This window comes from Mesorhizobium sp. C432A (assembly GCF_030323145.1).
In the GTDB taxonomy this organism is placed as follows: domain Bacteria; phylum Pseudomonadota; class Alphaproteobacteria; order Rhizobiales; family Rhizobiaceae; genus Mesorhizobium.
In genome coordinates, this window is sequence record NZ_CP100470.1 from 4,741,346 (window position 1) to 4,766,287 (window position 24,942).

The following is a 24,942-nucleotide window of genomic DNA, read 5'->3' on the forward strand; positions in this document are numbered from 1 at the left end:
TTTATCTCACTAGCTTGGGCCAGGGCACATGGCCCGCGAAAGAAATACTAAACTCGCGAAATTCGGGGGCTCGCGAAGGTTCGGCGAAAATAGCGGTTTTGGGCTGCCGCACAACCGGCTTTTCTCCGATCGCTTCGTGTTTTAGGATTTTCCAAGCAAGGATCGCAGCTTTTGCTGGAATTCATTCTCGACGGGCTCGTCCGGGCCGGCGGCATCGAGAGAGGCGCCTGCCTTGCGCGGATAGGGATCGATCGCCAGCCCGAAGAACTGTTCGGCGAGCGCGCCGACGTCGATCGTGTCGCCGGAGAATGTTTCCGGGCCGTCTGGCCCGTCGGCGTCGAGCAGGATCTCGCCGCCGCCTTCGAAACCTTGCCGTCCGAGTTTGGATTGTTCGGGCAAGAACAGCGCCTCGACCTCCTCGTCGATATGGGCCGCGACCGGCTCAAGGGTGACGATGCAGGCCTGGGTGATATCAGCCTCGACGCGGCCGCTGACCTTGACGCCATTGCGCTTCCACGGCGCCACCAAAAGCTCAGCACGGTAGTTTTCGACCGAAAGCAGCTCGTGCTCGCGCGCAAGCATTGCGCGCTGCGCGGCGTCGGCGTCGATCACCACCTGCAAACCTTTGTGCGGCAGGCGGCCGACATTGGCCGCGAATGAGACCGGGCTAGGCGTGTCCACATGTTTCATCTTGGTCTCCCCTCCTCACTCCGCTTTCGCGACGGGAAACGCCACGGCACCGGAAACGATCGATTCGGACGGCTGTGCTTCAAGCTGCCTGGCGGCATCGATTACATAGGACGCCAGCGGCAAGGCTTGCGGCCAGGCGCCGGCATCGGGTCTGACATTGCGCGCCAGGGCGGCAGCAAGCGCGTCGCGGTCGCTGCGTCCCAGCGCGTCGTCATAGGCGGCGGTACGGCCGTAGAACATTTTGGCCAGCCTCTTCATGCGCTTGGGCACGCCGACATCGCCAACGCCCAGTTCCCGCAGCGAATGCTCGACATCGAGAAAGAACTCGTCGATCAGCACCTGCGCGACCTCTTGCGCGACGCCCTCTTCGCCGCGCAGCCGGTGCTGAAACAGGAACATATGCAGCGACAGCATCTCGAAACGGCCGAGCGGCGTATCCGGCACATTCCAGTGGGAATAAAACACGGTCTGCCGCGCCGCCGCCACGATTTGTGCGTAAAGCGCCTCGGTGATAGCGCGGTTGGCGTTGCGTTCGCGGCCAAAAAGGCGCTGGAACATTGAGGGTGGTCTCCTGGGGACCGATTGTTTGAATGGGCCTTGTTGCATCGGCAAGCAAGCTGGTTTACCGGTTTTGCCGCCCAGCGCAAGTTGCGGCCAGCTAATGGAGTTGTTGTTGCGCGCGCTGAAATTCAAGTCGACTTTTCTGCCTGGGGCCACCGCCGCGGTTTCGCTGGTGCTGGTGGCTTCCGCGCTGTCGGGCTGCAATTCGTCCAAGATGTTCGGCGACCTTAACCCTAGCGAGACGCTGACGCAGGGCTATGTTATCGACCAGCAGGCGGTCGATTCGGTGCCGGTGGGCTCCAGCCGCGAACAGGTGCTTCTGGCGCTCGGCACGCCATCGACGAAAGCCACCTTCGACAATGAGGCGTTCTATTACATTTCGCAGACGCGCAAGCGCTATGTCGCTTTCGACAAGCCGCGCCTGGTCGACCAGAAAGTGCTCGCGGTCTATTTTGGCGAGGACGGGCGCGTCACCCAGATTGCCAATTACGGTCTGAAGGACGGCAAGATTTTCGACTTCATCTCGCGCACCACGCCGACCGGCGGCAAGGACCAGAACTTCCTCAGCCAGATCATCAAAGGCGCCAGCAAGCTGGCGCCCCCCATTCCTGGCGGCGGCGCCTAAGAAGCGACCGCCTTCCTCAGATTTTTGCTTCCCCCGAAGCGACACCATCTCAGGCGACCAAAAGCCCGCGGGAGCGATCCTGCGGGCTTTTGTTTTGAGGTCATGCGGCCGCAACACCCGTCGCGCTTTGCCGCGCGTGGCCTGTTCGGCCGCCGGGCTCCAGCGAGGCGCGGTGCACAGCCGCACTCTGCCGCGCTTCCGAAGGCGTCATGCCGAAATGCCGGCGGAAGGCGTGGTTGAAGGTCGAGAGATCGCCGAAGCCGGCGTCGAAGGCGATGGCGCCGATGGTGCGGTGTGCCAGGCGCAGGTCGGATAGCTTGCTGCAAACCAGCGCCAGCCGCCGGCCAAGCACGAACTGCGACAGCGAGGTACCCTCACCCTCGAACAGCTTTCTGATATAGCGCGCGCTGACGCGGTGGCGCCCGGCCAGCGCGTCCGACCCGACATCGCCGGAAGCCAGATTGCTTTCGATATCGGCTTTGATGGCGCGAAGCCGCGCGGCGCGTATGCCGCGGCCTGCGGCGACCTCGGTGGCGTCCTGCGTTGCCCCGACCACGACCGCGACAAGGTCCTGTATGTGCTTGGCGGCAAGCCAGCGCAATTCGGACGCGGCCAGGTTCGGCTCCTGCATCAGCAGACGGACATAGCTGGTCAGCAGCAAGAACTTTTCGCCCACGCATGACATCGGCGTCATCAGGGCGGCATCCGCATTCGCAGCCATGGGCCCGAGCGCTGCCTTGGGGATGGTGATGAAGAGATGATGCGACATCGCCCGCTCGATCACATGCGGATCAGAGGAGGACAGAAGGATTGCCTGGCCGGCCTCGATGCTGGCCTCGCGGCCGAGATGCGAGAAGGTGGCAGCGCCCTCCAGACACATGAAGAAAATGTAATCATCGGTCCCCTTGGCCACGGCGCGGGAACGGATGGTGCGGAAGGCGGTGGTCCTCGAACCGGCAATGCCGACGCCCGGCAGCCGCAGGATGGTCGCGTCGACGGAGAGCTTTTCCTCCGTGACGTTAAAATCCATGTCGGTCACCATCCGGCGCAACAGGTCGCAATAGACGTTTCGCCATTCCGCTCGCGGCCACATGGCGGTCGAAAAGCGCGCATGCGCAAACTCGGGGGGTCGAATAGTCATGGGGTACTCCCAAGCGATTGTCTTCATTTCACTGTCGTTCGTAAGTCGAGGCTCGTTCCATGAACGGCCTCTCATCCGACGGCGGCAATCGGGGGGCAGTGGATGGCTACAATGATTTGCGCATTTGGACAAAAGACTATTTACGAAGCTATGGATGAGCTTTGTTCATTCATGCTAAGGAACCCATGGGCGGGATCGGGTAACGGCAAATGACAAGACGGCTTCCACAACTGGAATCCATTCGTGCTTTCGAGGTCATTGCCCGGCTGGGCAGCTTCAAGCGCGCCGGCGATGAGCTGAATGTTACGCCAAGCGCGCTCAGCCACCGCATCGCCGATCTCGAAGCCGATCTCGGCGTGCTTCTGTTCACCCGCCATGTCCGCCGCGTCGAACTAACGCTTGAAGGCGAAAGATTGTCCGCGGGCGTGCGACGCGCATTGCTGGAAATCCAGAGCACGATCGCGAGTGTCGCGCGCAACGAGCGCACGAGGCTGAGGGTCACTGCCATTCCTTCGCATGCCGTACGCTGGCTGGCCCCGCGTCTGCACAGGTTTCGCAAAAAGCATCCCGAAACAGAGATCGACATCAATGCGGATCTTGCAGTCGTCGACCTTTCGCAGCGAACAGTCGACATCGCATTGCGGTTCGGCGGCGGACACTATCCGGCCGTCGAGACCGAATGGCTGATGGCAGATGCGATCTTTCCTGTCGTCAGTCCCGACTATCTCGCCGCCAACGGCCCGGTCAGAGACCAGCACGATGTGCTGCGACTGTTTCGCATCCTCGACACGACGGCCGAAAATGACGAGAGCGGCGCCAATTGGCGCCACTGGTTCGAGAGAAACAATCTGCCGCTGGATACGGTTGGCGACGGCATGAATCTGAACGGAACCTTGCTGGCGGTCGAAGCGGCGGCGAGCGGTCTGGGCGTCGCCATCGCGAGGAAGTCGCTGGTCGAGAGCGATTTGCGCACAGGCAGGCTCGTCCGCCTCCTGACAACGGACATACCGACGAACTGGAACCACTACGTCGTCGTCCACCCGTCCATCTCCGCCTGGGAGCCTGCCAGATCATTCATCAACTGGCTGAAGGCGGAAGCCGGCGACAGCGCCGGCGCCGGTTGACCTCGGCGGCCGTTTGGGAACTCTCCTCGGGAGGTCAGCAGAAGGCGCCCCCCGGTGCTCACGGACTCATTGCACCGGCCGGTTGGTCATCCTTGCGGCCCGACTGGTTCGCGGCCTTGGCGGCAAGCGCTGCCGCCATCTGGCTCTCCAGCTCGCGCAGCTTGGCGTCGAGTGTCGCCATGCCGCCCCAGCCGAATGTCGCGCGGTACAGCGGTGCGATCTCGGGCGTCAGGAATTCGACGAGGGTTTCGTCCTCGACCCAGACCTTGAGCACCTTGAACAGGCGCGCATCGATCAGCTCGCTATGCCAGCCCATGCGGGCGGCAATGCCCTGGATGGTTTCGGTCGAATTGGGCGTGCTGAGCAGCACATGCGAGCCGGAGCGCAGGCGCATGTTCGGGTCGAAGCCGATGCCGAGCGGCGCTTGCTGGTCCAGAACCGTGCCGCACGGCAGGATTTCGATCAGCGAGCCGAAATCGTCGCCGAGGCAGACGAACCATGCTCCCTCAGGAAATGGCGGCGACGGCGCACGAACCGCGGTGGCGACAAGCATTTCGGCAAGGACGCTGGCGACGGCCTGCGGATCGCGGGCGTTGAATGAAGCGTGGTGCAGCATGGCAATACTCCTGTTTCAACGGCGGCGGCCGGCAGAAGTGCCGACCCATGCCGCGGCGTTCCGCGAAAACTGAATCACCGGCTGAGCGTCAGGATGACCGCGGCAAACAGGCAGGCGTATTCGGCCAGTCCAAGCACAAGGCGCAGATTGTGGTTGGCCGCCCAGCTGTCGCGCGTCTGCGCCCAATCATCGGGGATGGTCACCGGCGTCCAGCTCAGCACCTGTTTGTTGAGCGGCACCTGACGGCTGACGGTGAAGCCAATGTCGATCACCACCAGCGCCGCGGCGACGATCGTCAGGATGCGCGGCAGGCCGGCATCGACCGCAAACATCGCCGTCGCCGCGATCAGCACCAGCGTCGTCAGCCTGACGACCGGCATCACCCGGGTAAACGTCCGGTCGCGCATCTGATGCATGGCCATGTACTGGCCGGCGGTAAGATCATCGATGCGAAAATCATGGATTACGCCCGAGACGTAGATGCCGGCAATAATTCCAGCCAGCGCAAGCGAAGCCGTCATCAAAAACATGTCCATGTCTTTTCCTGCCGAAATGCCTTTCCCTGCCCGAAATCGCCGCGAGGGCGAGCAGACACCGCGTCGATCGCAATGTCCTGGCCATGGCCGGGGTATTAAAGCAGGCGAACGGTCCGGGCTTGGGCAGAACGGAACGATGTTTTGGGCAATGCGGCCCTCCGATTGCATCAAAACATCAAGTGCCGTGAGATCGAAACCCATCAGCAAACCTTGACGCGTACTTGCCAGCGACCGGTCAAATTCGTATCAGACCGTGCTGGCCAATGGCGCATCACGCTGAATTGGGAGTAGCATCCGTGCCGGAAAAAACCCGGACAAAACCGACAGGCTGGATGGCGACCGGAACGGCTGACAGCCAAGTGGTCACGCCTGACTGGATGCCCATCGAGCAGGTGACGATCGATGGCGTGAGGGTCAAGGAGATCAGGCCGGTCGCAACCTCCACCGGCTATCTGACCGAGATCTTTCGCGAGGAGTGGGAGCTCGATTCGGAGCCGGTCGGCCAGGTCTTCCAACGCACCTTGTATCCCGGCGCGGTGACGGGCTGGCATGCCCATGCGGTGACGACCGACCGGCTGTTCTGCTGCGTCGGCAGCGTTCGCATTTCGCTGTTTGACGGACGCAAGGCCTCGCCGACCTTCGGCGCCGTCTGGCACAAGATTATCGGCCCGCTGCGCCCGGCGGTCGTCATCATTCCGCCCGGCATATGGCATGGTGTTGTCTCGCTCGGAGCGGAGACGGCGGTGCTGCTCAATCTCGTCGACAAGGCCTATGCCTACGATCAGCCCGACCATTGGCGCCTGCCGCCAGACACCGACCACATTCCCTACAAACTGGTGTAGCGTGGAAGCATCGGCGCAGCGCGACCAGGCCGGCGGCGAACCGCTGGTCTCGATCGTGATCGCGACGCACAACCGGCCGGCAGCGCTGCGGCAGGCATTGACCAGCGTCATGCGCCAGACGTTGCAAGACTGGGAAGCCTTGGTCATCGGGGACGATTGCAGGCCGGATACGGCGGCCGTTGTCGCTGAATTTGACGATGCCCGCATCGTCTACATCGATCTTCCCGTCAATTTCGGCGAACAGTCCGGTCCCAACAATATCGGCTTTGCCAGGGCGCGTGGCCGCTTCGTCGCCTTGCTCAACCACGACGATCTGTGGTTTCCCGACCATTTGGCGGCGACGACCGGCTGGATCGACGCCACAGGCGCCGACGTGGTGCTGGCGCGCGGTGCCGTCATCCAGCCGCCGTCGGCGGCCGGCAATCCTGTCAATTCGATCTTCGGGATCGGCAAGGATGGTTTTTACGACCCCGTCACGACGGAAGGATTTGGCTCAGCACACATGTTTCGCCGCGCTTCGTTCAGCCTGCTCGGACCTTGGCGACCCGCCAGCCAGTGCTTTTGCGAAAGCTCGCAGGACTGGCTGTTTCGGGCATGGCGAAAGGGCGCGGTGATCGCGACGATGCCGCACCTCACGGTGATCAAGCTGCATTCCGGCATACGCAAGGGTTCCTATCTCGGCGACAATGCGCAGGAACAGAAGGATCTTCTGGACGCCATGCAGACGCCGGACGCCTTGCGCGTGAAAATCCTTGGCTGCGCGGGCGAACCCATTCGCCTGGCGGCATCGAGTTATCTCAGGCGCAGGCTGATGGCGGCTCTTGGCATCCATCCCCGCGCCCGCGCCTTCCGCCGCAAGTATAAGCGAGGCGCCTTCCTTGCCAAGCTGCGGCGCCTGCGTGGCCTGGCGCCGATGCCTGAGCGCGAACCTGGCGTGAGCGAATTGCTCGATCGCTACAGCAAGCGCGGCGATGCCGGCACCGAGCCGGATGAGGGTTGACTGCCACCAGCGTAAATCTCAAACAAAAACCCGCGGGATCGCTCCCGCGGGTTTGTTCCTGAAGCAGTGGCGTTGCCTTAGCCGTGCGCGAGCACGGCCAGCAGCAGAAGCGCCACGATGTTGGTGATCTTGATTGCCGGGTTGACCGCCGGGCCGGCGGTGTCCTTGTAGGGATCGCCAACCGTGTCGCCGGTGACCGAAGCCTTGTGCGCTTCGGAGCCCTTGAGGTGCTTGACGCCGTCCTTGTCGACAAAACCGTCCTCGAACGACTTCTTGGCATTGTCCCAGGCGCCGCCGCCCGAAGTCATCGAGATGGCGACGAACAGGCCGTTGACGATGACGCCGAGCAACGAGGCGCCGAGTGCCGCAAAGGCGGACGCCTTGGAGCCCGAGATCAGCTGCACGCCGAAATAGACGACGAGCGGCGCCAGCACCGGCAGCAGCGAGGGGATGATCATTTCGCGGATCGCCGCCTTGGTCAGAAGGTCGACGGCGCGGGCATAGTTCGGCTTGGAGGTGCCGGCCATGATGCCCGGGTCCTCGCGGAACTGCTTGCGCACCTCCTCGACGATGGCGCCCGCCGCGCGGCCGACCGCCGTCATGGCGATGCCGCCGAACAGGTACGGGATCAGGCCGCCAAAGATCAGGCCGGCGACAACATAGGGATTGGAGAGGTCGAAGGAGACATCGCCCATGCCCTGGAAGTATGGATATTTGTCGCCATTGGCGGCAAAGAACTTCAAATCGTTCGAATAGGCCGCAAACAGCACCAGCGCGCCAAGACCGGCCGAACCGATGGCGTAGCCCTTGGTCACCGCCTTGGTGGTGTTGCCGACCGCGTCGAGCGCGTCGGTGGAGTGGCGCACTTCCTTGGGCAGGCCGGCCATTTCGGCAATGCCGCCGGCATTGTCAGTGACCGGGCCGAAGGCGTCGAGGGCGACGATCATGCCGGCAAGGCCGAGCATGGTGGTGACCGCGATCGCCGTGCCGAACAGGCCGGCGAGCTGGTAGGTCGAGATGATGCCGCCGACGATGACGATTGCCGGCAGTGCGGTCGATTCCAGCGACACCGCAAGTCCCTGGATGACGTTGGTGCCGTGACCGGTCACCGAGGCCTGGGCGATGGAGTTCACCGGGCGCTTGTTGGTGCCGGTATAGTATTCGGTGATCACCACGATGAGACCGGTCACAACGAGACCGATCAGGCCGCAGATGAACAGGTTCTTGCCGATGATGGTCATGCCGGCGACGGTGCCGACCTCGCCCCAGCCGACGGTTGCCGAGGTAGCGACACCGAGACCGACGATCGACAGCAGGCCGGTGACGATCAGGCCTTTGTAGAGGGCGCCCATGATCGAGCCGTTGGAACCGAGCTTGACGAAGAAGGTGCCGACGATCGAGGTCAGGATACAGGCGCCGCAGATGGCGAGCGGATAGAGCATCGCCGCACCCAGAGCGGCGGTGCCGCCGAAGAAGATGGCGGCCAGCACCATGGTGGCAACGACGGTCACCGCATAGGTTTCGAAGAGGTCGGCGGCCATGCCGGCGCAGTCGCCGACATTATCGCCGACATTGTCGGCGATGGTGGCCGGGTTGCGCGGATCGTCTTCGGGAATACCGGCTTCGACCTTGCCCACGAGATCGCCGCCGACGTCGGCGCCCTTGGTGAAGATGCCGCCGCCCAGACGGGCGAAGATCGAGATCAGCGAAGCGCCGAAGCCGAGCGAAACCAGCGCATCGATGACGATGCGGTCATTGGGCTGCAGGCCCATCGGGCCGGTCAGAATATAGTAGTAAATCGACACGCCGAGCAGCGCGAGGCCAGCCACCAGCATACCGGTGATGGCGCCCGACTTGAAGGCGATGTCGAGACCGGCGGCGAGGCTGTTGGACGCCGCCTGCGCGGTGCGCACATTGGCGCGCACCGAGACGTGCATGCCGATGAAACCGGCGGCGCCAGAGAGCACGGCGCCGATCAGGAAGCCGACCGCGGCGGTGATCGAGAGCAGCCACCAGGCGAGCACAAGCACGACCACGCCGACGATGGCGATGGTGGTGTACTGGCGCGCCAGATAGGCCTGCGCGCCTTCGCGGATGGCGGCGGAGATTTCCTGCATGCGTGCGTTGCCCTGATCGGCTGCAAGAACCGATCGTGTCGCCCAGATGGCGTAAAGGATTGAAAGCAAGCCGCAGGCGATGACGGCAGAAATGATGGTCATTGCCGAATTTTCCTCGATTGATGGCCCAAAAGAACCCCTCCCTGGGCCGTTGGTGCGGGGAGCGGATAAAGCCTAGGCGGAATCCGTCCTTCGCAGCGGTGTATGCGAAACAGGGCTCGGAACGTCAAGATATTGTTCGGTTTTTGCCCCGCTTTCAGCCAAAAGTTTAGGCCAGAACATTCCCGTGGCCGATGCCCTGCTATTAGATCGGTTGAAATGACGCCGCGTCAGTCAATGCTTTGCCCGCAGTCCAGCGAAGGTCAGTCGCCAGTCTCCTGCCCCATCTTGCGCGCGGTGTAGCGCTCGATGGCGGACAGTCCGTCATAGATCAGCACCGCCAGCGCCGCGACGATCAGGCCGCCTTGCAGGACGAAGGCGAGATTGTTGGACAGCAGGCCGGCGATGATCACCTCGCCCAGCGTCTTGGCGGCAACCGTCGAGCCGATCGTCGCCGTGGCCAGGCTGATCACCACCGACAGCCTTATTCCGCCCAGAATGATCGCGGCGCTCAGCGGCAATTCGACCTTGACCAGTCTTTGCCAGCCCGTCATGCCGGCGCCGCGCGCGGCCTCCATGATGTTGCCCGGCAGCGTTGTGAGGCCGGTCAGCGCGTTCTCGAAGATCGGTAGCAGGCCGTAGAGGAACAGCGCAATCAGCGTCGGCTTCTCGCCGAAACCGACGGCGGGCACCGCCAGCGCCAGCACCGCCACCGGCGGAAAGGTCTGGCCGATATTGACCAGACTGCGCGACAGCGGCAGGAATTCGGCGCCCGCCGGCCTGGTCACCAGGATGGCAAGCGCCACGGCAACGATGGCAGCGGCGACGGTAGCGATCAGCACGGTCCTGAGATGCAGCAGGGTCAGCGTCAGCAGGCTGCCCTGATTGTAGATCGCCGGCGCATTGTTTTCGGTCAGCGGCTTCAACAGCGGCTCGAACCAGCCGGGATTGGTGACGAAGGCTATGAGAAGCACCACCAGGGCAAGCCTGAGCAGCGAAGGCAGCCAGGCTTTTAGACCGGCCCCTTTCATGCCGGCCTCGCCGCGCGCTTCACCAGCCCGTCGACGGTGACGCGGCCGAGCGGCTTGCCGTCTTCGCCCTTGACCGGCAGCGCCGGCCGGCCCGACCACAGAAGCTCGGCCAGCGCGTCGCGCTGGCTGGCGTCGCCTGGGATCGCCTCGCCTTCGGCAGACCCCTTTTCCACGGCCTCGCGCACGCGGCCGAGCGACAAGAGCCGGAACGGCTTTTCGCTGGCGCCGACCAGGGTTTCGACGAAGGCGTTCGCCGGCCGCGCCAGGATCTCTTCCGGCTTGGCGTATTGCACCAGCTTTCCGGCATCCATGACGGCGATCTTGTCGCCCATGTGGACCGCCTCCTCCATGTCGTGGGTGACGAGGATGATGGTGGTGCCGAAGCGCTTCTGGATTGCCAGCAGGTCCTCCTGCGCCTTGGTGCGGATGATCGGGTCGAGTGCGCCGAACGGTTCGTCCATCAGAAGCACATTGGGCTCGGCGGCGAGCGCGCGGGCGACGCCGACACGCTGCTGTTGCCCGCCGGACAGTTCGTGCGGGTAGCGCGGGCCATAGGCCTCGGGGTCGAGCTGGTAGAGTGTCATCAACTCATCGACGCGGGCCTTGATGCGGTCCTTGTCCCAGCCCAGCAGGACCGGCACGGTGGCGATGTTCTGCGCAACGGTGCGGTGCGGGAACAGGCCGTGGCCCTGGATAGCGTAGCCGATGCTGCGGCGCAGCTCGTAGCCGGGCAGCGTGCGGTTGTCGTTGCCGTCGAGCTTGATGACGCCGGCGGTCGGCTCGACCAGCCGGTTGATCATTCGCAGCAGCGTCGTCTTGCCGGAACCGGAGGTACCGACAATGACGCAAACCGTACGCGGCTCGACGACCATGGACACGTCGTCGACCACGGTCGTCGCGTCATAGCGCTTGGTAATGCCTTCGATCTCGATCATGCCGTTTCAACCCTGCGCCTGGTGGCGGTCATTTCGATCACTGCGTCGAGGATGATGGCCGCGGCGAAGGCCAGCGCCACCGTCGGCACGGCGCCGAGCAGCACCAGGTCCATTGCGGTCTGGCCGACGCCCTGGAAGACGAAGACGCCAAAGCCGCCGCCGCCGATCAGTGCGGCGATGGTGGCCAGGCCGATGTTCTGCACCAGCACGATGCGGATGCCGGTGAGGATCACCGGAAAGGCCAACGGAAACTCGACGCCGAACAGGCGCTGGCCATCGGTCATGCCCATGCCGCGCGCTGCATCATTGGCCGCGCGGGGTACGCCGGCAAGCCCGACCACGGTGTTGGCCACCACCGGCAGCAGCGAATAGAGGAACAAAGCCACGAAGGCGGGCGCGGTGCCGATGCCTCTGATACCGAGCGCTGCGGCACCCGGAACATGCGCGGCGACCCAGCCCAGCGGCGCGATCAGCAGGCCGAACAGCGCGATCGAGGGTATGGTCTGGACGATGTTGAGCACATTGAGCACGCCGGCCCGCAACCGTTCGACGCGGTGGCACAGGATGCCGAGCGGCAGGCCGACGATCACCGCCGCCGCCAGCGACCCCAGCGCCAGCGTGATGTGCTTGGAGCCTTCGGCCCAGAAACTATCGGCGCGGTTTGCATATTCCTTGAGGATCGACAGGCTGTCCCACTGCCCCGATATCAGCAACAAGCCGATGGCCAGCGCCGCGAGGACGAGCACGCCGACGCGGGCCGGTGGCGACAGGTTGAGCCTGGTCAGCACGTCGGCGAGCAACAATGTGAAGGCAAAGATCAACAGCCAGAACCCGGAAGCCGGCGAGATGCGGGCGAAGGTGTTGCCGGCCGGCGTCAGGAAGGTGCCGGCGACACCGATCAGGATGGCAAGGGCGGCGAGCGCCACGACGCTTGCGGCCAGGCGCAGGACAAGCGGGGTTTTCAGCAAGGCAACAATTGCGGCCACGACGACGATCGCCAGCAGTAGCGGCCCGACTGTGGCCGGCAGCGCCTCCAGGATCGAGCGCGCCTGACCGGGAACGATACGATTGGCGCGGAAGGTGGCGAACGGAGCCAGAAACGCCGCATAGGCAACAATCGCCGCGATAACCATGCCGAGCTTGTCGAAACGCAGGGTCATGGATGCCCCTCATGAGGAGCGATTTTCCACGTTGCGCAGACTACGCTGGTGATCGGCGAAAGCCGACGCGAAATCCGATCTCCCCCTTTGCGGGGGAGATGGCCGGCAGGCCAGAGGGGGGTGTGAAGGATCGCCAGCTTTCGAGCGTCGGCATGTTCAGAAGCAACCCTGTCGAGGCACGCACCTGCTACCGGTTGTGAGGTCGGCGGGACAGCACCCCCCTCTGTCCTGCCGGACATCTCCCCCGCAAGGGGGGAGATCAGCAGCTTCCAGAGAGGGGTGTCTCGCACCAGCGTCACGATCAGCTATGCGCTGACTACTTCAAAAACCCGTTCTTCTTCAAAAAGTCCTCGGCGACACCCTTGACCGGCTCGCCGCCGACCTGGACGCGGCCGTTGAGTTCCTGCAGCGTGACGAGGTCGAGCTTGGCGAACACCGGCTTCAACAGCGTCTCGATCTCCGGATGCTCTTTCAGCACCGCTTCGCGGATGATCGGCGCCGGCTGGTAGACCGGCTGCACGCCCTTGTCGTCGGCGAGCACGACCAGGCCGGACGGCGCGATGCCGCCGTCGGTGCCGTAGACCATGGCGGCGTTGGCGCCGTTGGTCTGGTTGGCGGCAGCACCTATTGTCGCGGCGGTGTCGCCGCCCGAAAGCGTGATCAACTGCTCGGGCTTCAGCGTGAAGCCGTAAGTGGTCTGGAACGCCGGCAGGGCTGCCGCCGAATTGACGAACTCAGCCGACGCCGCCAAAACCACCGTGCCGCCGCCGGCGACGTATTTGCCGAAGTCGGTCAGGGTCGCCAGCTTGTTGGTCTCGGCAACCTCCTTGCGCAGCGCGATCGCCCAGGTGTTGTTGGCCGGTGACGGCGACAGCCAGACGATCTTGTTGGCGTCATAGTCGAGCTTCTTGGCGGTCTCATAGGCCTTGGCGGCATCCTTCCAGACCGGATCGTCGGCCTTCTCGAAGAAGAAAGCGGCATTGCCGGTGTACTCGGGATAGATGTCGATCTCGCCGGCAGTGATCGCCTTGCGTACCACCGGCGTGCCGCCGAGCTGGATGCGGTCGGTGGTCTTGATGTTGTTGGCGTTGAGCACAAGCTGGATGATGTTGCCGAGCACGCCGCCCTCGGTGTCGATCTTCGAGGAGACGACCACCTGGGCATTGGCGGAGGCGGCCGTGATGCCGAGCGCCAACGCCGCGCCGGCCAGAATCTTGACTGAAAACATTGTGAAAACCCCTTGCTTTGGACCGAAATGCGGTGGCCGCATATGAGCATGGCTTCAACGCCCCGTCGGGGCACACGGTTTCATAACAATGGGTACAGACGCAATAATTTTGTGCGGTCGCCGCGATTTCGGCCGCCGCCATGCTGACACGTCGTGCCAAGCCAAAGATAGAACCGGATCAGGCGCGGGCTTTGCGCGATCCGGTCAGTTTGAGCGCGCCAAGGGCGACGAAGCAGAGGGCGACGACCGGGAAAACCAGCCAGTTCAGCATCTCCCAGCCCCAGGCATTGTAGATGGCGCCCGACATTAGCGAGGCGAAGGCGACGGAGCCGAACAGGACGAAGTCGTGGAAGCCCTGCACCTTGCTCTTTTCGGACGGATGGTAGCTGTCGGCGACCATGGAGGTGGCGCCGATGAAGGCAAAATTCCAGCCGAGGCCAAGCAGGATCAGCGCCGTCCAGAACTGCCACAAATGCAGGCCGGACAATGCCACCGCGGCGCAGCCGATGAGCAGGACCAGGCCGGTTGCGACGATGCGTTCGGCGCCGAAGCGATGGATCAGCGATCCGGTGAAGAAGGTCGGCGCAAACATCGCCATCACATGCCAGGAAATGCCGAGCGTGGCGTCGTCCGTCGACAGGCCGCAGCCGACCATGGCCAGCGGCGCGCCGGTCATGACGAAACTCATCAGCGCATAGCTGCCGACGGCGCAAAACAGTGCCGCGACGAAACGCGGCCGGGTGACGATCTCGGACAGCGGCCGGGCGTCGCTTGACGCGACTTCCGCGTGGCCGGGAGCCTTGGCCGGGATGCGCAGGAATGACAGGATCATGGCGCCGGCCGCCGCCAGAACCGGAATGGCCAAGAACGAGCCGGCAAACATCACCGGCGCCAGCAATTCGCGGGTGAAGATGACGATCTGCGGCCCGAGGATCGCGGTGATGACGCCGCCGGCCAGCACGAAGGAAATGGCGCGCGCCTTGATTCGGGCGGAGCATTATCGGCGGCGGCGAAGCGGAACTGCTGGACGAAGGCGCCGCCGACGCCGATCACCAGCAGGGCGAAAGCGAACAGCCAGAAGCTGGCGTGGAACAGTGCCAGCGTGGAGATGACGCCGCCAAGCGCGGTCACGATGGTGCCGGTCATGAAGCCGCCGCGCTGGCCGAGCCAGCGGATGATGGCCGCGGCCGGCAACGCGCCGAGCGCCACGCCGATGTTGAAGCCGGTGATTGGCGCCGTTGCCAGCGACTTATCGGGGCCAAGCAGATATTGCCCGGCCAGCCCGCCCATGGAAATGGCAATCGGCGCGGCCGAACCGATAATCGCCTGCGACGTCGCCAGGATGATCGCCGTGCGGCGCGCTTCCCTTGCTGCGCCGGCGACGGTGCCGGTCACAATGCGTCCTTGCCGCGCCCCTCGCCCCGCACCCGGCGCGACACACGGTCGAGCACGGCGTTGGTCAGCTTCGGCTCGTCTTCCTCGTAGAAGGCCTTGGCGATGTCGACATATTCCGAAACGATGACGGCCACCGGCACGTCGTCTCGCTTCATCAGTTCGTAGACGCCGGCGCGCAGGATGGCGCGCAACGTCGAATCGAGTCTGGACAGCGGCCAGTCTTCCGTCAGCGCCTGGCGTATGATCGGATCGATGGTCGTCTGGTTCTCGACGACGCCGGCCAGGATGGCGCGGAACCACTGCGCGTCGGCCTCGCGATAAAGCGCGCCGTCGACTTCCTTGCCGAGCCGGAACGCCTCGTATTCGGCGGTGATCTCGAAGACGCCGCTGCCGGCCACGTCCATCTGGTAAAGCGCCTGCACGGCGGCCAGACGGGCGGCGCCACGCTTGTTGGCGTGGCGTATCGCGGGCTGGCCGGGCGAAGCGGGTTCGCTCACGATTGCGCTCCCAGCTTCTCCTTGAGCGCGATCATGGTCAGCGCCGCGCGCGCGGCAAAGCCGCCCTTGTCGCCCTCCGAGCGCTTGGCGCGCGTCCAGGCCTGCGCGTCGTTCTCGGTGGTCAGGATGCCGTTGCCGATCGCAATCGCTTCCTGCACCGAGAGATCCATCAGCGCGCGGCTCGATTCATTGGCGACGATGTCGAAATGATAGGTGTCGCCACGAATGATGGTGCCGAGCGCGACAAAACCATCATAGTCCTTGCCGCCCTCGCCCATGCCGTCGAGCGCAAAAGTGATCACTGCTGGAATTTCCAGCGAACCGGGAACGGTGACGACGTCATAGGTCGCGCCGGCTTCGTCGAGCGCGCTCGTCGCGCCGTCGAGCAGCGCGTCGGCAAGATCGTCATGAAAGCGCGCCTCGATAATCAGAAGGTGGGCCTTCTTCTTCGGGCGAATGAACGCTTTGCCGTGTTGGGATGTGCCTGCCATGAATGTCTCCGGGGGTAGCCGGTGACTTAGGCCGAAGCCGGTTTGATCGCAAGCGGAAGATTGCTGGAGGTGAGGCCGTCAGATACCGGTAGCCTCGCGATACCGACGCACTGTATCGCGAAGACGATCGTTTATGGGCTGAGCATTGATCAGAGCTTCAGGGAAAACCTTGCGATCGTTGACCGACAAACTGAGGCCGAGCGCGTCCTCAGTGTGGAGCTCTTCCCGCTGCCCGAAGTGAATTTCGTCTTTTGTCATCACAAACCTTCCTTCGCGGCCTCGACCAGCCGCGCGGCGTAGCGGGCCATGGTGTCGATCTCGAGGTTGACCTTGTCGCCGACCTTGCGCTCGCCCCAGGTGGTCACGGTCAGCGAATGATGGATCAACAGCACGTCGAAACGGGCGCCTTCGACCTTGTTGACGGTGAGTGAGGTGCCGTCGAGTGCGACGGAACCCTTGGGCGCGATGAATTTCGCCAGTTCGCGCGGCGCCTCCAGCGTGAAGCGAACGGCATCGCCTTCATCCTTGCGCTCGGCGATTTCGGCCATGCCATCGACATGACCCGACACGATGTGGCCGCCGAGTTCGTCGCCGATCTTCAGTGCCCGCTCGAGATTGACCTTGGTGCCTGATTTCCAGCCCGACGCCGTGGTCAGCCTCAGTGCCTCTTCCCAGGCTTCGACCTCGAACCAGCGGGCGTTCGAGCCGCCGTCTGGCAGCGCCGTCACCGTCAGGCAGACGCCGCCGCAGGAGATCGAGGCACCGATGGCGATCGTCGCGGGGTCATAGGCGGTGTCGATGCGCAGGCCGACGCCTTCGCTCAGCGGCTTGACGGCCGCGACGGTGCCGATATCGGTGACAATTCCAGTGAACATTTCAGATATCTCTCACCCATTCGGCATAGCTGTCTTCCCCGAAGCGCATCTCGCGCAATTTGCGGAAGCCTGCCGGGATATGGTTGGCGTCGATGGGCGATGCAATGCCGCCCTCGCCGATCGCTTCCGGTCCCTGGAACAGCACGATGCGGTCGATCAGTCCTTCGGCGAGGAAGGCGCTGGCTACCTTGGCGCCGCCTTCGACCAGAACGCTGGCCATGCCGAGCGCGCCGAGATCCTCGAGCAGTTCCGGCAAGGCCACGCCGCCTTCATGGGTTTCGGTGCCGATGAAGCGCACGCCGGCACGCTCCAGCACCGACCGCCGTAGCGGATCAGCCTCCAGGCTCGCGGCGACATAGAGCGGCACCCGGTCGGTGCCGGAGACCAGCTTCGAGGCTTCCGGCAGCCTGATCTGGCGGTCGAGCACGATGTGCGCCGGCGAGCGGTTCTCCAGCCCCGGCAGCCGCACGGTGAGCGCGGGATCATCCTCCAGCGCCGTGCCGATGCCGACCAGTATGCCATCGGCTTCGGCGCGCATCAGATAGACTTCGCGGCGGGCGATATCGCCGGTGATCGCGACCTGGCCGGCGCCATGCCTGCCGATCTTGCCGTCGCTGGAAAGCGCAAGCTTCAGAGTCACTTCCGGACGCTTTTTCATGGATCGAATCAAATAGCCGGCCATCTGCTCGGCGGCTTCCTCGACCAGCACCTTTTCGACCACTTCGATGCCGGCGGCGCGCAGGATGGCATAGCCTTTGCCGGAGACGCGCGGATCGGGATCGCTGGCGGCCCCGACGACCCGCGCCACTCCGGCATTGACCAGCGCGTTGGCGCAAGGCGGGGTGCGGCCATGGTGGGCGCAGGGCTCCAGCGTGACATAGGCGGTGGCGCCGCGCGCCAACTCGCCGGCTTCAGTCAGCGCCTCGGTCTCGGCATGCGGCCGGCCGCCAACAGCGGTGACCCCTGTGCCGACGATCATCGGGCCGGCGCCATCGTCGCGAACGATTATGGTGCCGACGGAAGGGTTGGTCGAGGTGCGGCCGGCATTTCTGCGCGAGAGCCTCAGCGCCGCGGCCATGAAGCGGCGATCGAGGGCCTGCTGATCGGCCTTCCCTGACGTTTGGCTTGCCATGCTCAGCCGGCGTCCTCTTCGCTCTTCAGCTCGTCGCCTTTGAGTTCGTCACCTTTGAGCTCACCCAGCACGTCATGGAAGTCCTTGGCCTCGCGGAAATTGCGATAGACCGAGGCGAAGCGGACATAGGCGACGTCGTCGAGCGACTTCAGCGCTTCCATGACGAGCCGGCCGACCTCGCCCGAGGCGATTTCAGTCTCGCCGGAGCTTTCGAGCTGGCGCACGATGCCGGTGACGGCGCGGTCGATGCGCTCGGGATCGACATTGCGCTTGCGCACCGCGATCTCCACCGAACGCAAGAGCTTGTCGCGGTCGAACGGCACCTTTCTGCCGGACTTCTTCACCACCACGAGGTCGCGCAACTGGACGCGCTCGAAAGTGGTGAAACGGCCACCGCAATCGGGACAGACGCGCCGCCGGCGGATCGCCGCGCCATCCTCGGCGGGGCGCGAATCCTTCACCTGCGTATCTTCGGACTGGCAATAGGGACAGCGCATGGAGAGCCTTCAGGTTGGCGATTCTGGCGGAACGATAGGCTTAGAGGTTTTTGCCGGGACGGCAAAGGTTCGGCAACGGCCGCTCGCGCCCTCAGAGATAGCGAGGCGGGAGGAAAATTGCCAGCCGCGCCAGATATGTCAGGGCGCGACGTCCTTGGTCGGGAAGCCGCAGGACGTTCCGAGGTTGCGGTAGGCCTTGGTGAAGCCGTCCATAGGGATGCTGGCGACGGCTTGCTTGCCGAACGTCACGTCGAGCGAGATGACCTGGCGCATGGCCCGCAACAAAGCGAGACTGGTCTTGGCCTGGTTGTCGACGGTCCAGCTCGGGCGGCCGGCATCATTGGAATAGACGGTCGCGGAAACCTTGACGCCGGGGTCGCCAAAGGTCGCGGCGATCTTCTTGCCGGTCGGCAGCTCCTTGTTGGCGATGGTGAACATGATCGCCGGATAGGCATCGGGCGGCAGGGCGTCGCCAGTCGAGATCGAAAGCGTCAGCGTGCCGGCATTGCCGTTGCCGTCGACAAAGGCTGTCGAGGCCGCACAGGTCTTGTGCGAATCCTGGCCGGTGTCGAGCGCATCGATGATCGTGGTCCACCTGCCAAAGGTGCTGGTGGCCGGGATATCCGTGCCCGGCTGCGTCTGCTCCTCGGCGATCGCGCACGACACAGTGAAGGTGGCAAGCAAGCCGAGGAAGGCCAGAACGGCAGGATGGAACATGCGCATCGTCAGATCTCCACAGGCCGCGCCGCCCCGGACAGCAAGCGGCGCAGAGCGCGGGATAAAAGACGATGCGCCGCTGGCGGTCAACCGAGATAGGGATAGAGCGGGAAACGATCGGTCAGCGCCACGACCTTGGCCTTCACGGCTGCTTCCACAGCCGCATTGCCTTCGTCGGAATTGGCGACCTTCAGCCCGTCCAGCACCTCGGCGATCAACTTGCCGATCTCGCGGAACTCGGCCTGGCCGAAGCCGCGCGTGGTGCCGGCCGGCGTGCCCAGACGCACGCCCGAGGTGACGAAAGGCTTTTCCGGATCGAACGGGATGCCGTTCTTGTTGCAGGTGATGTTGGCGCGGCCGAGCGCTGCCTCGGCGCGCTTGCCGGTGGCGTTCTTGGGCCTGAGATCGACGAGCATCAGATGGTTGTCGGTGCCGCCGGAGACGATGTCGAGGCCGGTTTCCTTGAGGCTCGACGCCAGCGCCTTCGCGTTGGCGGCGACACTCTCGGCATAGAGCTTGAAGCTCGGCTTCAGCGCCTCGCCGAAGGCGACCGCCTTGGCGGCGATGACATGCATCAGCGGGCCGCCCTGCAGGCCGGGGAAAACCGCCGAGTTCATCTTCTTGGCGATGTCCTCGTCATTGCACAGGATCATGCCGCCGCGCGGGCCGCGCAACGATTTGTGCGTGGTCGTGGTCACGACATGGGCGTGCGGCAGCGGTGACGGATGCACGCCGCCGGCAACCAGGCCGGCGATATGGGCCATGTCGACCATCAGATAGGCGCCGACCGCATCGGCGATCTCGCGAAAGCGCTTCCAGTCCCAGATGCGCGAATAGGCGGTGCCGCCGGCCAGGATCAGCTTCGGCTTGGTCTCATGCGCGGTCTTTTCGATCGCGCCCATGTCGAGCAGATGGTCGTCCTTGCGCACGCCATAGGAAACGACCTTGAACCATTTGCCGCTCATATTGACGGGCGAGCCGTGCGTCAGGTGGCCGCCGGAGTTCAGGTCGAGGCCCATGAAGGTATCGCCCGGCTGCAGCAGCGCCAGGAAGACCGCCTGGTTCATCTGGCTGCCGGAATTCGGCTGGACATTGGCGAAGTTGCAGCCGAACAGCTTTTTGGCGCGCTCGATGGCGAGTTCCTCGGCGACGTCGACGAACTGGCAGCCGCCATAATAGCGCTTGCCCGGATAACCCTCGGCGTATTTGTTGGTCATGATCGAGCCCTGCGCCTCGAGCACGGCGCGCGAAACGATGTTTTCCGAGGCGATCAGCTCGATCTCGTGACGCTGGCGGCCAAGCTCGTTGCGGATCGAGCCGAAGATCTCCGGATCGGCATCTTCCAGCGTGGTTTCGAAGAAGGATTCGAATTTGTTCGACGCTGCCGCTGCAGTTGCCATGGCCTGAAATCCTTCGGTTCGGGGCATTTATCTATGCATATCGTTGCCCCGAAACCGCTGCACGGTTCCGGGCGACATGCATTGCCGCGCCATTAACACAGTTGTTTTCGCCTCGCCACGTTTGCAGCGCGAAATTTGCTGGCCGGATTGCGCCAGAGCGGCCCTGTACCGCTATTTTCGCTCCTGCCGCCCCTGCAGCAAGGCTTCGGTGAGCGTGATCTCGGTAAACAGCGCCCGCGCCGTATGGTCGTTGATCGCGCCGCTGCTTAACATGTCGCGCACGGCGATGCGCTCGGCGTCATGGGACTTCGAACGGAAAGGCCACCTTGCGGTGGCCTTTCCTAAAACGAGATCAGCCGCTAAAGCGAAGAGGTGATCTGCAGTTCGCTGGCGCCATCGAGCGCGTAGACGTCGTCGCGGAACTGCACGACGCCCGGACCCGTCGACCAGGCCGACACATAGAGGAAGTGGACCGGAACCGGGTTGACGACCTGCACCGGCGTGTTCTCGCCGGTCTTGATGGTCGCCTCGAAATGCTGGCGGTCCCAGCCGGGTGTGTCGCGCAGGATCCATGTGACGAGGTCGCGCACGTTCTGGACACGCACGCAGCCCGAAGAATCGAAGCGCATCATCTTGCCGAACAGGCTTTGCTGCGGCGTATCGTGCATGTAGACGCCGTCGGGGCTGGGGAAGTTGATCTTCACCGAGGCCATGGCGTTGCCGGAACCCGGATCCTGGCGGAAGCGGTATTTTGCGGCATCATCCGTCGACCAGTCGACAGTCATCGGATCGACTTCGCTGCCATCAGGCGCAAACAGCCGGATGTGGCTGTCCTTGAGATAGTCGGGGTTCTTCCGCATCAGCGGAATGATGTCCTTGCGCACGATCGAGACCGGCGCGTTCCAGTAAGGATTGACGATGATCTCGTTGATCTTGGAATTGACCACCGGGGTCTGGCGGTCGATCTTGCCGACGATTGCGGTGTGGCGCAGCACGACGCGATCGTTCTCGACCGCCTCGATCTGTGCCGCCGGGATATCGACCAGCACATAACGGCTGCCCAGCGTGCCGGCCTTTTCGCGCAGGCGCTCCAGGTTGGTCTGCAGCTGACCGAGGCGGATCTGCGCCGAAACGTTCATCGCAGCATAGGTGTATTTGCCCATGGCGCCGTCGGCCGGCAGGCCATGGCGCGCCTGGAAGCGCTTGACCGCGGCGTCGACGTAGGAATCGAACGACGTCGAAATGCCGGCGCTCTGCGCCAGGTCGCCCGAAACCATCAGCCGCTTGCGCAGCGGCACCACGTCCGGATCGTCGACGCCAAGCTGCAGCTTCTTGGTCGCCGGCACCTCGCCCCAGCCGCCCTGGGCGACGATGTTCTGATACTGCGCCACCGCCTGTTCGGTGAAGGCGACCGTCTGCAGGCTGAAGATCGGCAGCGTCGAGGCGACCTTGCCGCCCTCCGAGGCGCGGGCATCGAACTGGTCGTCCCAATTGCCGCGGCCCGACGATTTCAGGATATCGTCGATCACATCCTGCGCGCTGGCGGCATTGGCAACCATGGCAACGGCGAGCGCGGAAGCTCCGGAAAGGAAAAGGCGGCGGCTGGTTCTCATGGACGTTCCAGACATTCTTGTCGTGTTTGGCTTCTAGCGTTTGGCTGTTGCAGCGTTCGGCTACGTGCTCGATCCTGGGCGATATCGCCCGCACTCTAAAGTTGGCACTGTTAACAATTAGCCAACCATGACCTGCATCACTGAGCCGTGAAAAGCGGACCGCGATGCGACATTACAGGCGCGCGAACAGCTTTCGCCGCCGCATCACCCGCATCCCCGCTTCCACCGCGAATATGGCGGCAACGTGGCTTACGCCGAATTTGGAAGCGCCGGCGGCTCGAAAAGAAAAGGCCGGTGCTTTTCGGCACCGGCCTGTTGGCTGAGACTTTCCTCCGGCCGCGCTTCTTCCGGCGCAGCTGCTATTCAATGGCCCGCTGATTACATCCGGTAGGCGATGGTGTCGTTCCAGAAGCGGTCGAGGCGCTGCAGCGCGCGGTTCATCTGCTTGAACTCTTCGCTGTTGATGCCGCCGACCTGTTCGATCGAGCCGACATGGCGCTCATAGAGACCGGCGACGACTTCCGCCACTTCATTGCCCTTCGGCGTCAGCGAAACGCGGACCGAACGGCGGTCGATGCGCGAGCGCTGGTGGTTGATGAAGCCGAGATCGACCAGCTTCTTCAGATTGTAGGAGACGTTCGAGCCGAGATAGTAGCCACGCGAGCGCAGCTCGCCGGCGGTCAATTCGGAATTGCCGATATTGAACAGAAGCAGCGCCTGGATGGCATTGATGTCGGAACGGCCGTTGCGGTCGAACTCGTCCTTGATCACGTCAAGCAGACGGCGATGCAAACGCTCCACCAGCTGCAGCGATTCCATGTAAAGCGAACGGATAGCCTCGCGGCGATCGTCGGATACGTTGGCGGTCTTCGCCGCCGGACGCGAATTGATCATTGTCTTTGCCTCTCGTTTGTCGCCCTGGTGATTTTTTGTTTTTCACCTTGATTGCGACACTATCGAATACTCATAAAATTCGACTTAAACGCTAGGGCTAACAAGAGCTTACCGGTAATAGGTTTCGCAAGACGCTTAACGAACGGTCACCCGAGCAAGGATAATTAACCTAAAGATTTAGCCAATGGCTGCGGAGCGGCGTTTCAGGCGCGCGCGGGGCGCTTGCGCATCCAGATAACGACGCGGAAGGCGATGTAGAGCAGCGCCACCGCGGCATGCGAGAAGACGATCAGCGGCCGGTGGCCGTAGAGATCGGGGAAGCCGGCATACATGATGGTCTCGGTCACCGCGCAGATGAACCAGATCACCGGGCCCCATGACGCCAGCATCCACAGGCCGGCGGCGGCGAAGGGGAAGAACACGGCCAGCATCACCGCCACGACCTGCCAGTGCACCGGCATCAGGTCGAAGCGCCACAGCGGGCCGGGATAAAAGCCGATCAGCCGGATCCAGTACAGGATGCCGAACAGCAGGCAATAGCCCGCTATGACGCGCTGGAACCAGGCGAAGATGATCTCGACGCCCGAGGGCTGCAGCACGATGCGCCGCGACGTGACCTCGCTCACAGTTCGAGTTCCCGTTCGAGCGGCGCGAAATAGGCGTCCACCGAAGCAGCGTCGACCTCGGCCAGGCTTGCCGGCCGCCACTGCGGCGTCGAACCCTTGTCGACGAGGACGGCGCGGATGCCTTCATAGAAGTCGTGCCCGGCCAGCATGCGGTTGAGGATGCGGAACTCCATCTTCATGCAGGCTTCCATCGACAGCGTCAGCCCGGCGCTGATCTGGCGCCACGCGACATTGAGGCTGGTCGGCGAGCGGGTGCGGATGGTGGCCAGCGTCTTGGCGGCAAACTCGTCGGCGCCTGCCGCCCGCTCCAGGCTCTCGAGGATTTCGGCAAGCGACGGTTGGGAAAAATGCCGGGCAATGGCTTCCAGCACCGGCTGGCCGGTCTCCCGCCTGGCCGGCACGAAAAAGCCGCGCAGCACCGATTCCGGATCGCCATTGGCGCAGAGCCGATCGAGAAAGGCAGCCTGGTCGGCGGCCTTTATGGTGTGGGTGGCCAGGCCAGACCACAGCGCATCGCCATAGCGGATGCGGTTGCCGGTCAGCGCCAGATACATGCCGAAACTGCCGCCGAGGTCAGGCAGCAGATGGCTGCCGCCCACGTCGGGGAAGAAACCGATGCCGACTTCGGGCATGGCGAACTGGGCGTTCTCGGTCAGCACGCGCTGCGAGCCGTGGAAAGAGATGCCGACGCCCCCGCCCATCACGATCCCGTCGATCAGCGCGACATAGGGCTTTTTGTAACTGTTGATGCGGGCGTTGAGCCGGTATTCGTCGGCGAAGAACTCGACCGGCGGCTTCCCGGCGCGGGCCTCGTAGACGTGCATGATGTCGCCGCCGGCGCAAAACGCTCTGCCCTCGGCCTTGACGACGACGACATCGACGCCGGTATCGCGTTCAAAAGCGTCGAGCGCCTTGTCCAGCGCCTTGATCATGCGATGTGTCAGCGCATTGAGCGCCTGCGGCCGCGTCAGCGTGACGACGCCTGCCTTGCCCAACCGTTCGAAGCGGATCTCGTCGCCGCCGCCAAAATCCATCGTCAGAGAATCCCTCCCCGCGCCTGCGGGACTGAAGTGCTAAAGGTGGCGCATGGGTGCGTCAAC

General features: G+C 63.7%; 26 protein-coding genes and 1 pseudogene. 4 read left to right on the forward strand and 23 right to left on the reverse strand.

Annotated elements, in window-relative coordinates; all coding sequences use genetic code 11:
• Positions 1-141: 141 nt before the first annotated feature.
• Together NLY33_RS23245 and NLY33_RS23250 are read right to left on the reverse strand one after the other, a co-directional pair.
• Positions 142-690, reverse strand: coding sequence for a YceD family protein (locus NLY33_RS23245; protein ID WP_023669370.1), 549 nt, complete (start codon positions 688-690; stop codon positions 142-144).
• 15 nt (positions 691-705) lie between these two features.
• The gene (locus NLY33_RS23250; RefSeq protein ID WP_023689497.1) at positions 706-1,248 is read right to left on the reverse strand and encodes a ubiquinol-cytochrome C chaperone family protein; all 543 of its coding nucleotides are present in this window, start codon (positions 1,246-1,248) and stop codon (positions 706-708) included.
• Positions 1,249-1,363: 115 nt separating this feature from the next.
• Here NLY33_RS23250 and NLY33_RS23255 point away from each other — a divergent pair, with 115 nt between their 5' ends.
• Entirely contained in the window at positions 1,364-1,876 is a 513-nt protein-coding gene (locus NLY33_RS23255) for an outer membrane protein assembly factor BamE (protein WP_023669368.1), read from the forward strand.
• Positions 1,877-1,976: 100 nt separating this feature from the next.
• Here NLY33_RS23255 and NLY33_RS23260 read toward each other — a convergent pair whose 3' ends face one another.
• On the reverse strand, positions 1,977-3,017 hold the full coding sequence (locus tag NLY33_RS23260; protein ID WP_023705062.1) for a helix-turn-helix domain-containing protein: 1,041 nt from the start codon (positions 3,015-3,017) through the stop codon (positions 1,977-1,979).
• Between the two features lie 209 nt (positions 3,018-3,226).
• Between NLY33_RS23260 and NLY33_RS23265 the strand changes: the two genes are divergently transcribed.
• The gene (locus NLY33_RS23265) at positions 3,227-4,141 is read left to right on the forward strand and encodes a LysR substrate-binding domain-containing protein (protein WP_023669366.1); all 915 of its coding nucleotides are present in this window, start codon (positions 3,227-3,229) and stop codon (positions 4,139-4,141) included.
• 58 nt (positions 4,142-4,199) lie between these two features.
• Here the strand turns inward: NLY33_RS23265 and NLY33_RS23270 are convergent, their stop codons facing one another.
• Both NLY33_RS23270 and NLY33_RS23275 read right to left on the reverse strand, forming a co-directional pair.
• Positions 4,200-4,757, reverse strand: coding sequence for a hypothetical protein (locus NLY33_RS23270; RefSeq protein ID WP_023705063.1), 558 nt, complete (start codon positions 4,755-4,757; stop codon positions 4,200-4,202).
• Between the two features lie 74 nt (positions 4,758-4,831).
• Entirely contained in the window at positions 4,832-5,293 is a 462-nt protein-coding gene (locus NLY33_RS23275) for an anthrone oxygenase family protein (RefSeq protein WP_023705064.1), read from the reverse strand.
• A gap of 296 nt (positions 5,294-5,589) precedes the next feature.
• Between NLY33_RS23275 and NLY33_RS23280 the strand changes: the two genes are divergently transcribed.
• Together NLY33_RS23280 and NLY33_RS23285 are read left to right on the forward strand one after the other, a co-directional pair.
• A complete protein-coding gene (locus NLY33_RS23280; protein ID WP_245261196.1) occupies positions 5,590-6,135 on the forward strand; it encodes a dTDP-4-dehydrorhamnose 3,5-epimerase family protein in 546 nt (181 codons plus the stop codon).
• A gap of 1 nt (position 6,136) precedes the next feature.
• Positions 6,137-7,135: a glycosyltransferase family 2 protein gene (locus tag NLY33_RS23285; RefSeq protein WP_023705066.1), complete on the forward strand. Its 999-nt coding sequence runs from the start codon at positions 6,137-6,139 to the stop codon at positions 7,133-7,135.
• Positions 7,136-7,212: 77 nt separating this feature from the next.
• Here NLY33_RS23285 and NLY33_RS23290 read toward each other — a convergent pair whose 3' ends face one another.
• The 18 genes and pseudogenes from NLY33_RS23290 to NLY33_RS23375 all read right to left on the reverse strand — a co-directional run bounded on the left by NLY33_RS23290 (position 7,213) and on the right by NLY33_RS23375 (position 24,876).
• The gene (locus NLY33_RS23290) at positions 7,213-9,354 is read right to left on the reverse strand and encodes a sodium-translocating pyrophosphatase (protein ID WP_023689501.1); all 2,142 of its coding nucleotides are present in this window, start codon (positions 9,352-9,354) and stop codon (positions 7,213-7,215) included.
• A gap of 260 nt (positions 9,355-9,614) precedes the next feature.
• Positions 9,615-10,382: an ABC transporter permease gene (locus tag NLY33_RS23295; protein ID WP_031196635.1), complete on the reverse strand. Its 768-nt coding sequence runs from the start codon at positions 10,380-10,382 to the stop codon at positions 9,615-9,617.
• On the reverse strand, positions 10,379-11,317 hold the full coding sequence (locus NLY33_RS23300) for an ABC transporter ATP-binding protein (protein WP_023705068.1): 939 nt from the start codon (positions 11,315-11,317) through the stop codon (positions 10,379-10,381). Before NLY33_RS23300 ends, NLY33_RS23295 begins: the two co-directional genes overlap by 4 nt.
• On the reverse strand, positions 11,314-12,477 hold the full coding sequence (locus NLY33_RS23305; protein ID WP_023689504.1) for an ABC transporter permease: 1,164 nt from the start codon (positions 12,475-12,477) through the stop codon (positions 11,314-11,316). Before NLY33_RS23305 ends, NLY33_RS23300 begins: the two co-directional genes overlap by 4 nt.
• A gap of 316 nt (positions 12,478-12,793) precedes the next feature.
• Positions 12,794-13,705 carry a glycine betaine ABC transporter substrate-binding protein OsmF gene (osmF, locus tag NLY33_RS23310; RefSeq protein WP_023689505.1) on the reverse strand — a complete coding sequence of 304 codons (912 nt, stop codon included), beginning with the start codon at positions 13,703-13,705 and terminating at the stop codon, positions 12,794-12,796.
• A gap of 178 nt (positions 13,706-13,883) precedes the next feature.
• A pseudogene (locus NLY33_RS23315) lies at positions 13,884-15,100 on the reverse strand (MFS transporter).
• Positions 15,097-15,597, reverse strand: coding sequence for a transcription antitermination factor NusB (nusB, locus tag NLY33_RS23320; RefSeq protein WP_023682390.1), 501 nt, complete (start codon positions 15,595-15,597; stop codon positions 15,097-15,099). Before nusB ends, NLY33_RS23315 begins: the two are co-directional and overlap by 4 nt.
• On the reverse strand, positions 15,594-16,088 hold the full coding sequence (gene ribH / locus NLY33_RS23325; RefSeq protein ID WP_023693260.1) for a 6,7-dimethyl-8-ribityllumazine synthase: 495 nt from the start codon (positions 16,086-16,088) through the stop codon (positions 15,594-15,596). Before ribH ends, nusB begins: the two co-directional genes overlap by 4 nt.
• 78 nt (positions 16,089-16,166) lie before the next feature.
• Positions 16,167-16,346 carry a hypothetical protein gene (locus NLY33_RS23330; protein WP_033002371.1) on the reverse strand — a complete coding sequence of 60 codons (180 nt, stop codon included), beginning with the start codon at positions 16,344-16,346 and terminating at the stop codon, positions 16,167-16,169.
• Positions 16,346-16,963, reverse strand: a complete 618-nt coding sequence (locus NLY33_RS23335) for a riboflavin synthase (protein WP_023708666.1) — start codon at positions 16,961-16,963, stop codon at positions 16,346-16,348. The genes NLY33_RS23330 and NLY33_RS23335 overlap by 1 nt, the downstream gene beginning before the upstream one ends.
• Before the next feature lies 1 nt (position 16,964).
• A complete protein-coding gene (gene ribD / locus NLY33_RS23340; RefSeq protein ID WP_023708667.1) occupies positions 16,965-18,095 on the reverse strand; it encodes a bifunctional diaminohydroxyphosphoribosylaminopyrimidine deaminase/5-amino-6-(5-phosphoribosylamino)uracil reductase RibD in 1,131 nt (376 codons plus the stop codon).
• Between the two features lie 2 nt (positions 18,096-18,097).
• Positions 18,098-18,592 (reverse strand): transcriptional regulator NrdR, encoded by a 495-nt coding sequence (nrdR, locus tag NLY33_RS23345; protein ID WP_023669351.1) that lies wholly within the window; start codon positions 18,590-18,592, stop codon positions 18,098-18,100.
• A 138-nt stretch (positions 18,593-18,730) separates the two neighbouring features.
• Entirely contained in the window at positions 18,731-19,315 is a 585-nt protein-coding gene (locus tag NLY33_RS23350) for an invasion associated locus B family protein (RefSeq protein ID WP_023708668.1), read from the reverse strand.
• Positions 19,316-19,395: 80 nt separating this feature from the next.
• Positions 19,396-20,709 (reverse strand): serine hydroxymethyltransferase, encoded by a 1,314-nt coding sequence (gene glyA, locus NLY33_RS23355; RefSeq protein WP_023708669.1) that lies wholly within the window; start codon positions 20,707-20,709, stop codon positions 19,396-19,398.
• A gap of 359 nt (positions 20,710-21,068) precedes the next feature.
• The gene (locus NLY33_RS23360) at positions 21,069-22,322 is read right to left on the reverse strand and encodes a L,D-transpeptidase family protein (RefSeq protein WP_023708671.1); all 1,254 of its coding nucleotides are present in this window, start codon (positions 22,320-22,322) and stop codon (positions 21,069-21,071) included.
• Between the two features lie 378 nt (positions 22,323-22,700).
• Positions 22,701-23,216: a transcriptional regulator LdtR gene (gene ldtR, locus NLY33_RS23365; RefSeq protein ID WP_023672997.1), complete on the reverse strand. Its 516-nt coding sequence runs from the start codon at positions 23,214-23,216 to the stop codon at positions 22,701-22,703.
• 203 nt (positions 23,217-23,419) lie between these two features.
• The gene (locus NLY33_RS23370) at positions 23,420-23,842 is read right to left on the reverse strand and encodes a DUF6163 family protein (RefSeq protein ID WP_023682398.1); all 423 of its coding nucleotides are present in this window, start codon (positions 23,840-23,842) and stop codon (positions 23,420-23,422) included.
• A complete protein-coding gene (locus tag NLY33_RS23375) occupies positions 23,839-24,876 on the reverse strand; it encodes an enoyl-CoA hydratase/isomerase family protein (RefSeq protein WP_023708672.1) in 1,038 nt (345 codons plus the stop codon). Before NLY33_RS23375 ends, NLY33_RS23370 begins: the two co-directional genes overlap by 4 nt.
• Positions 24,877-24,942: the final 66 nt, after the last annotated feature.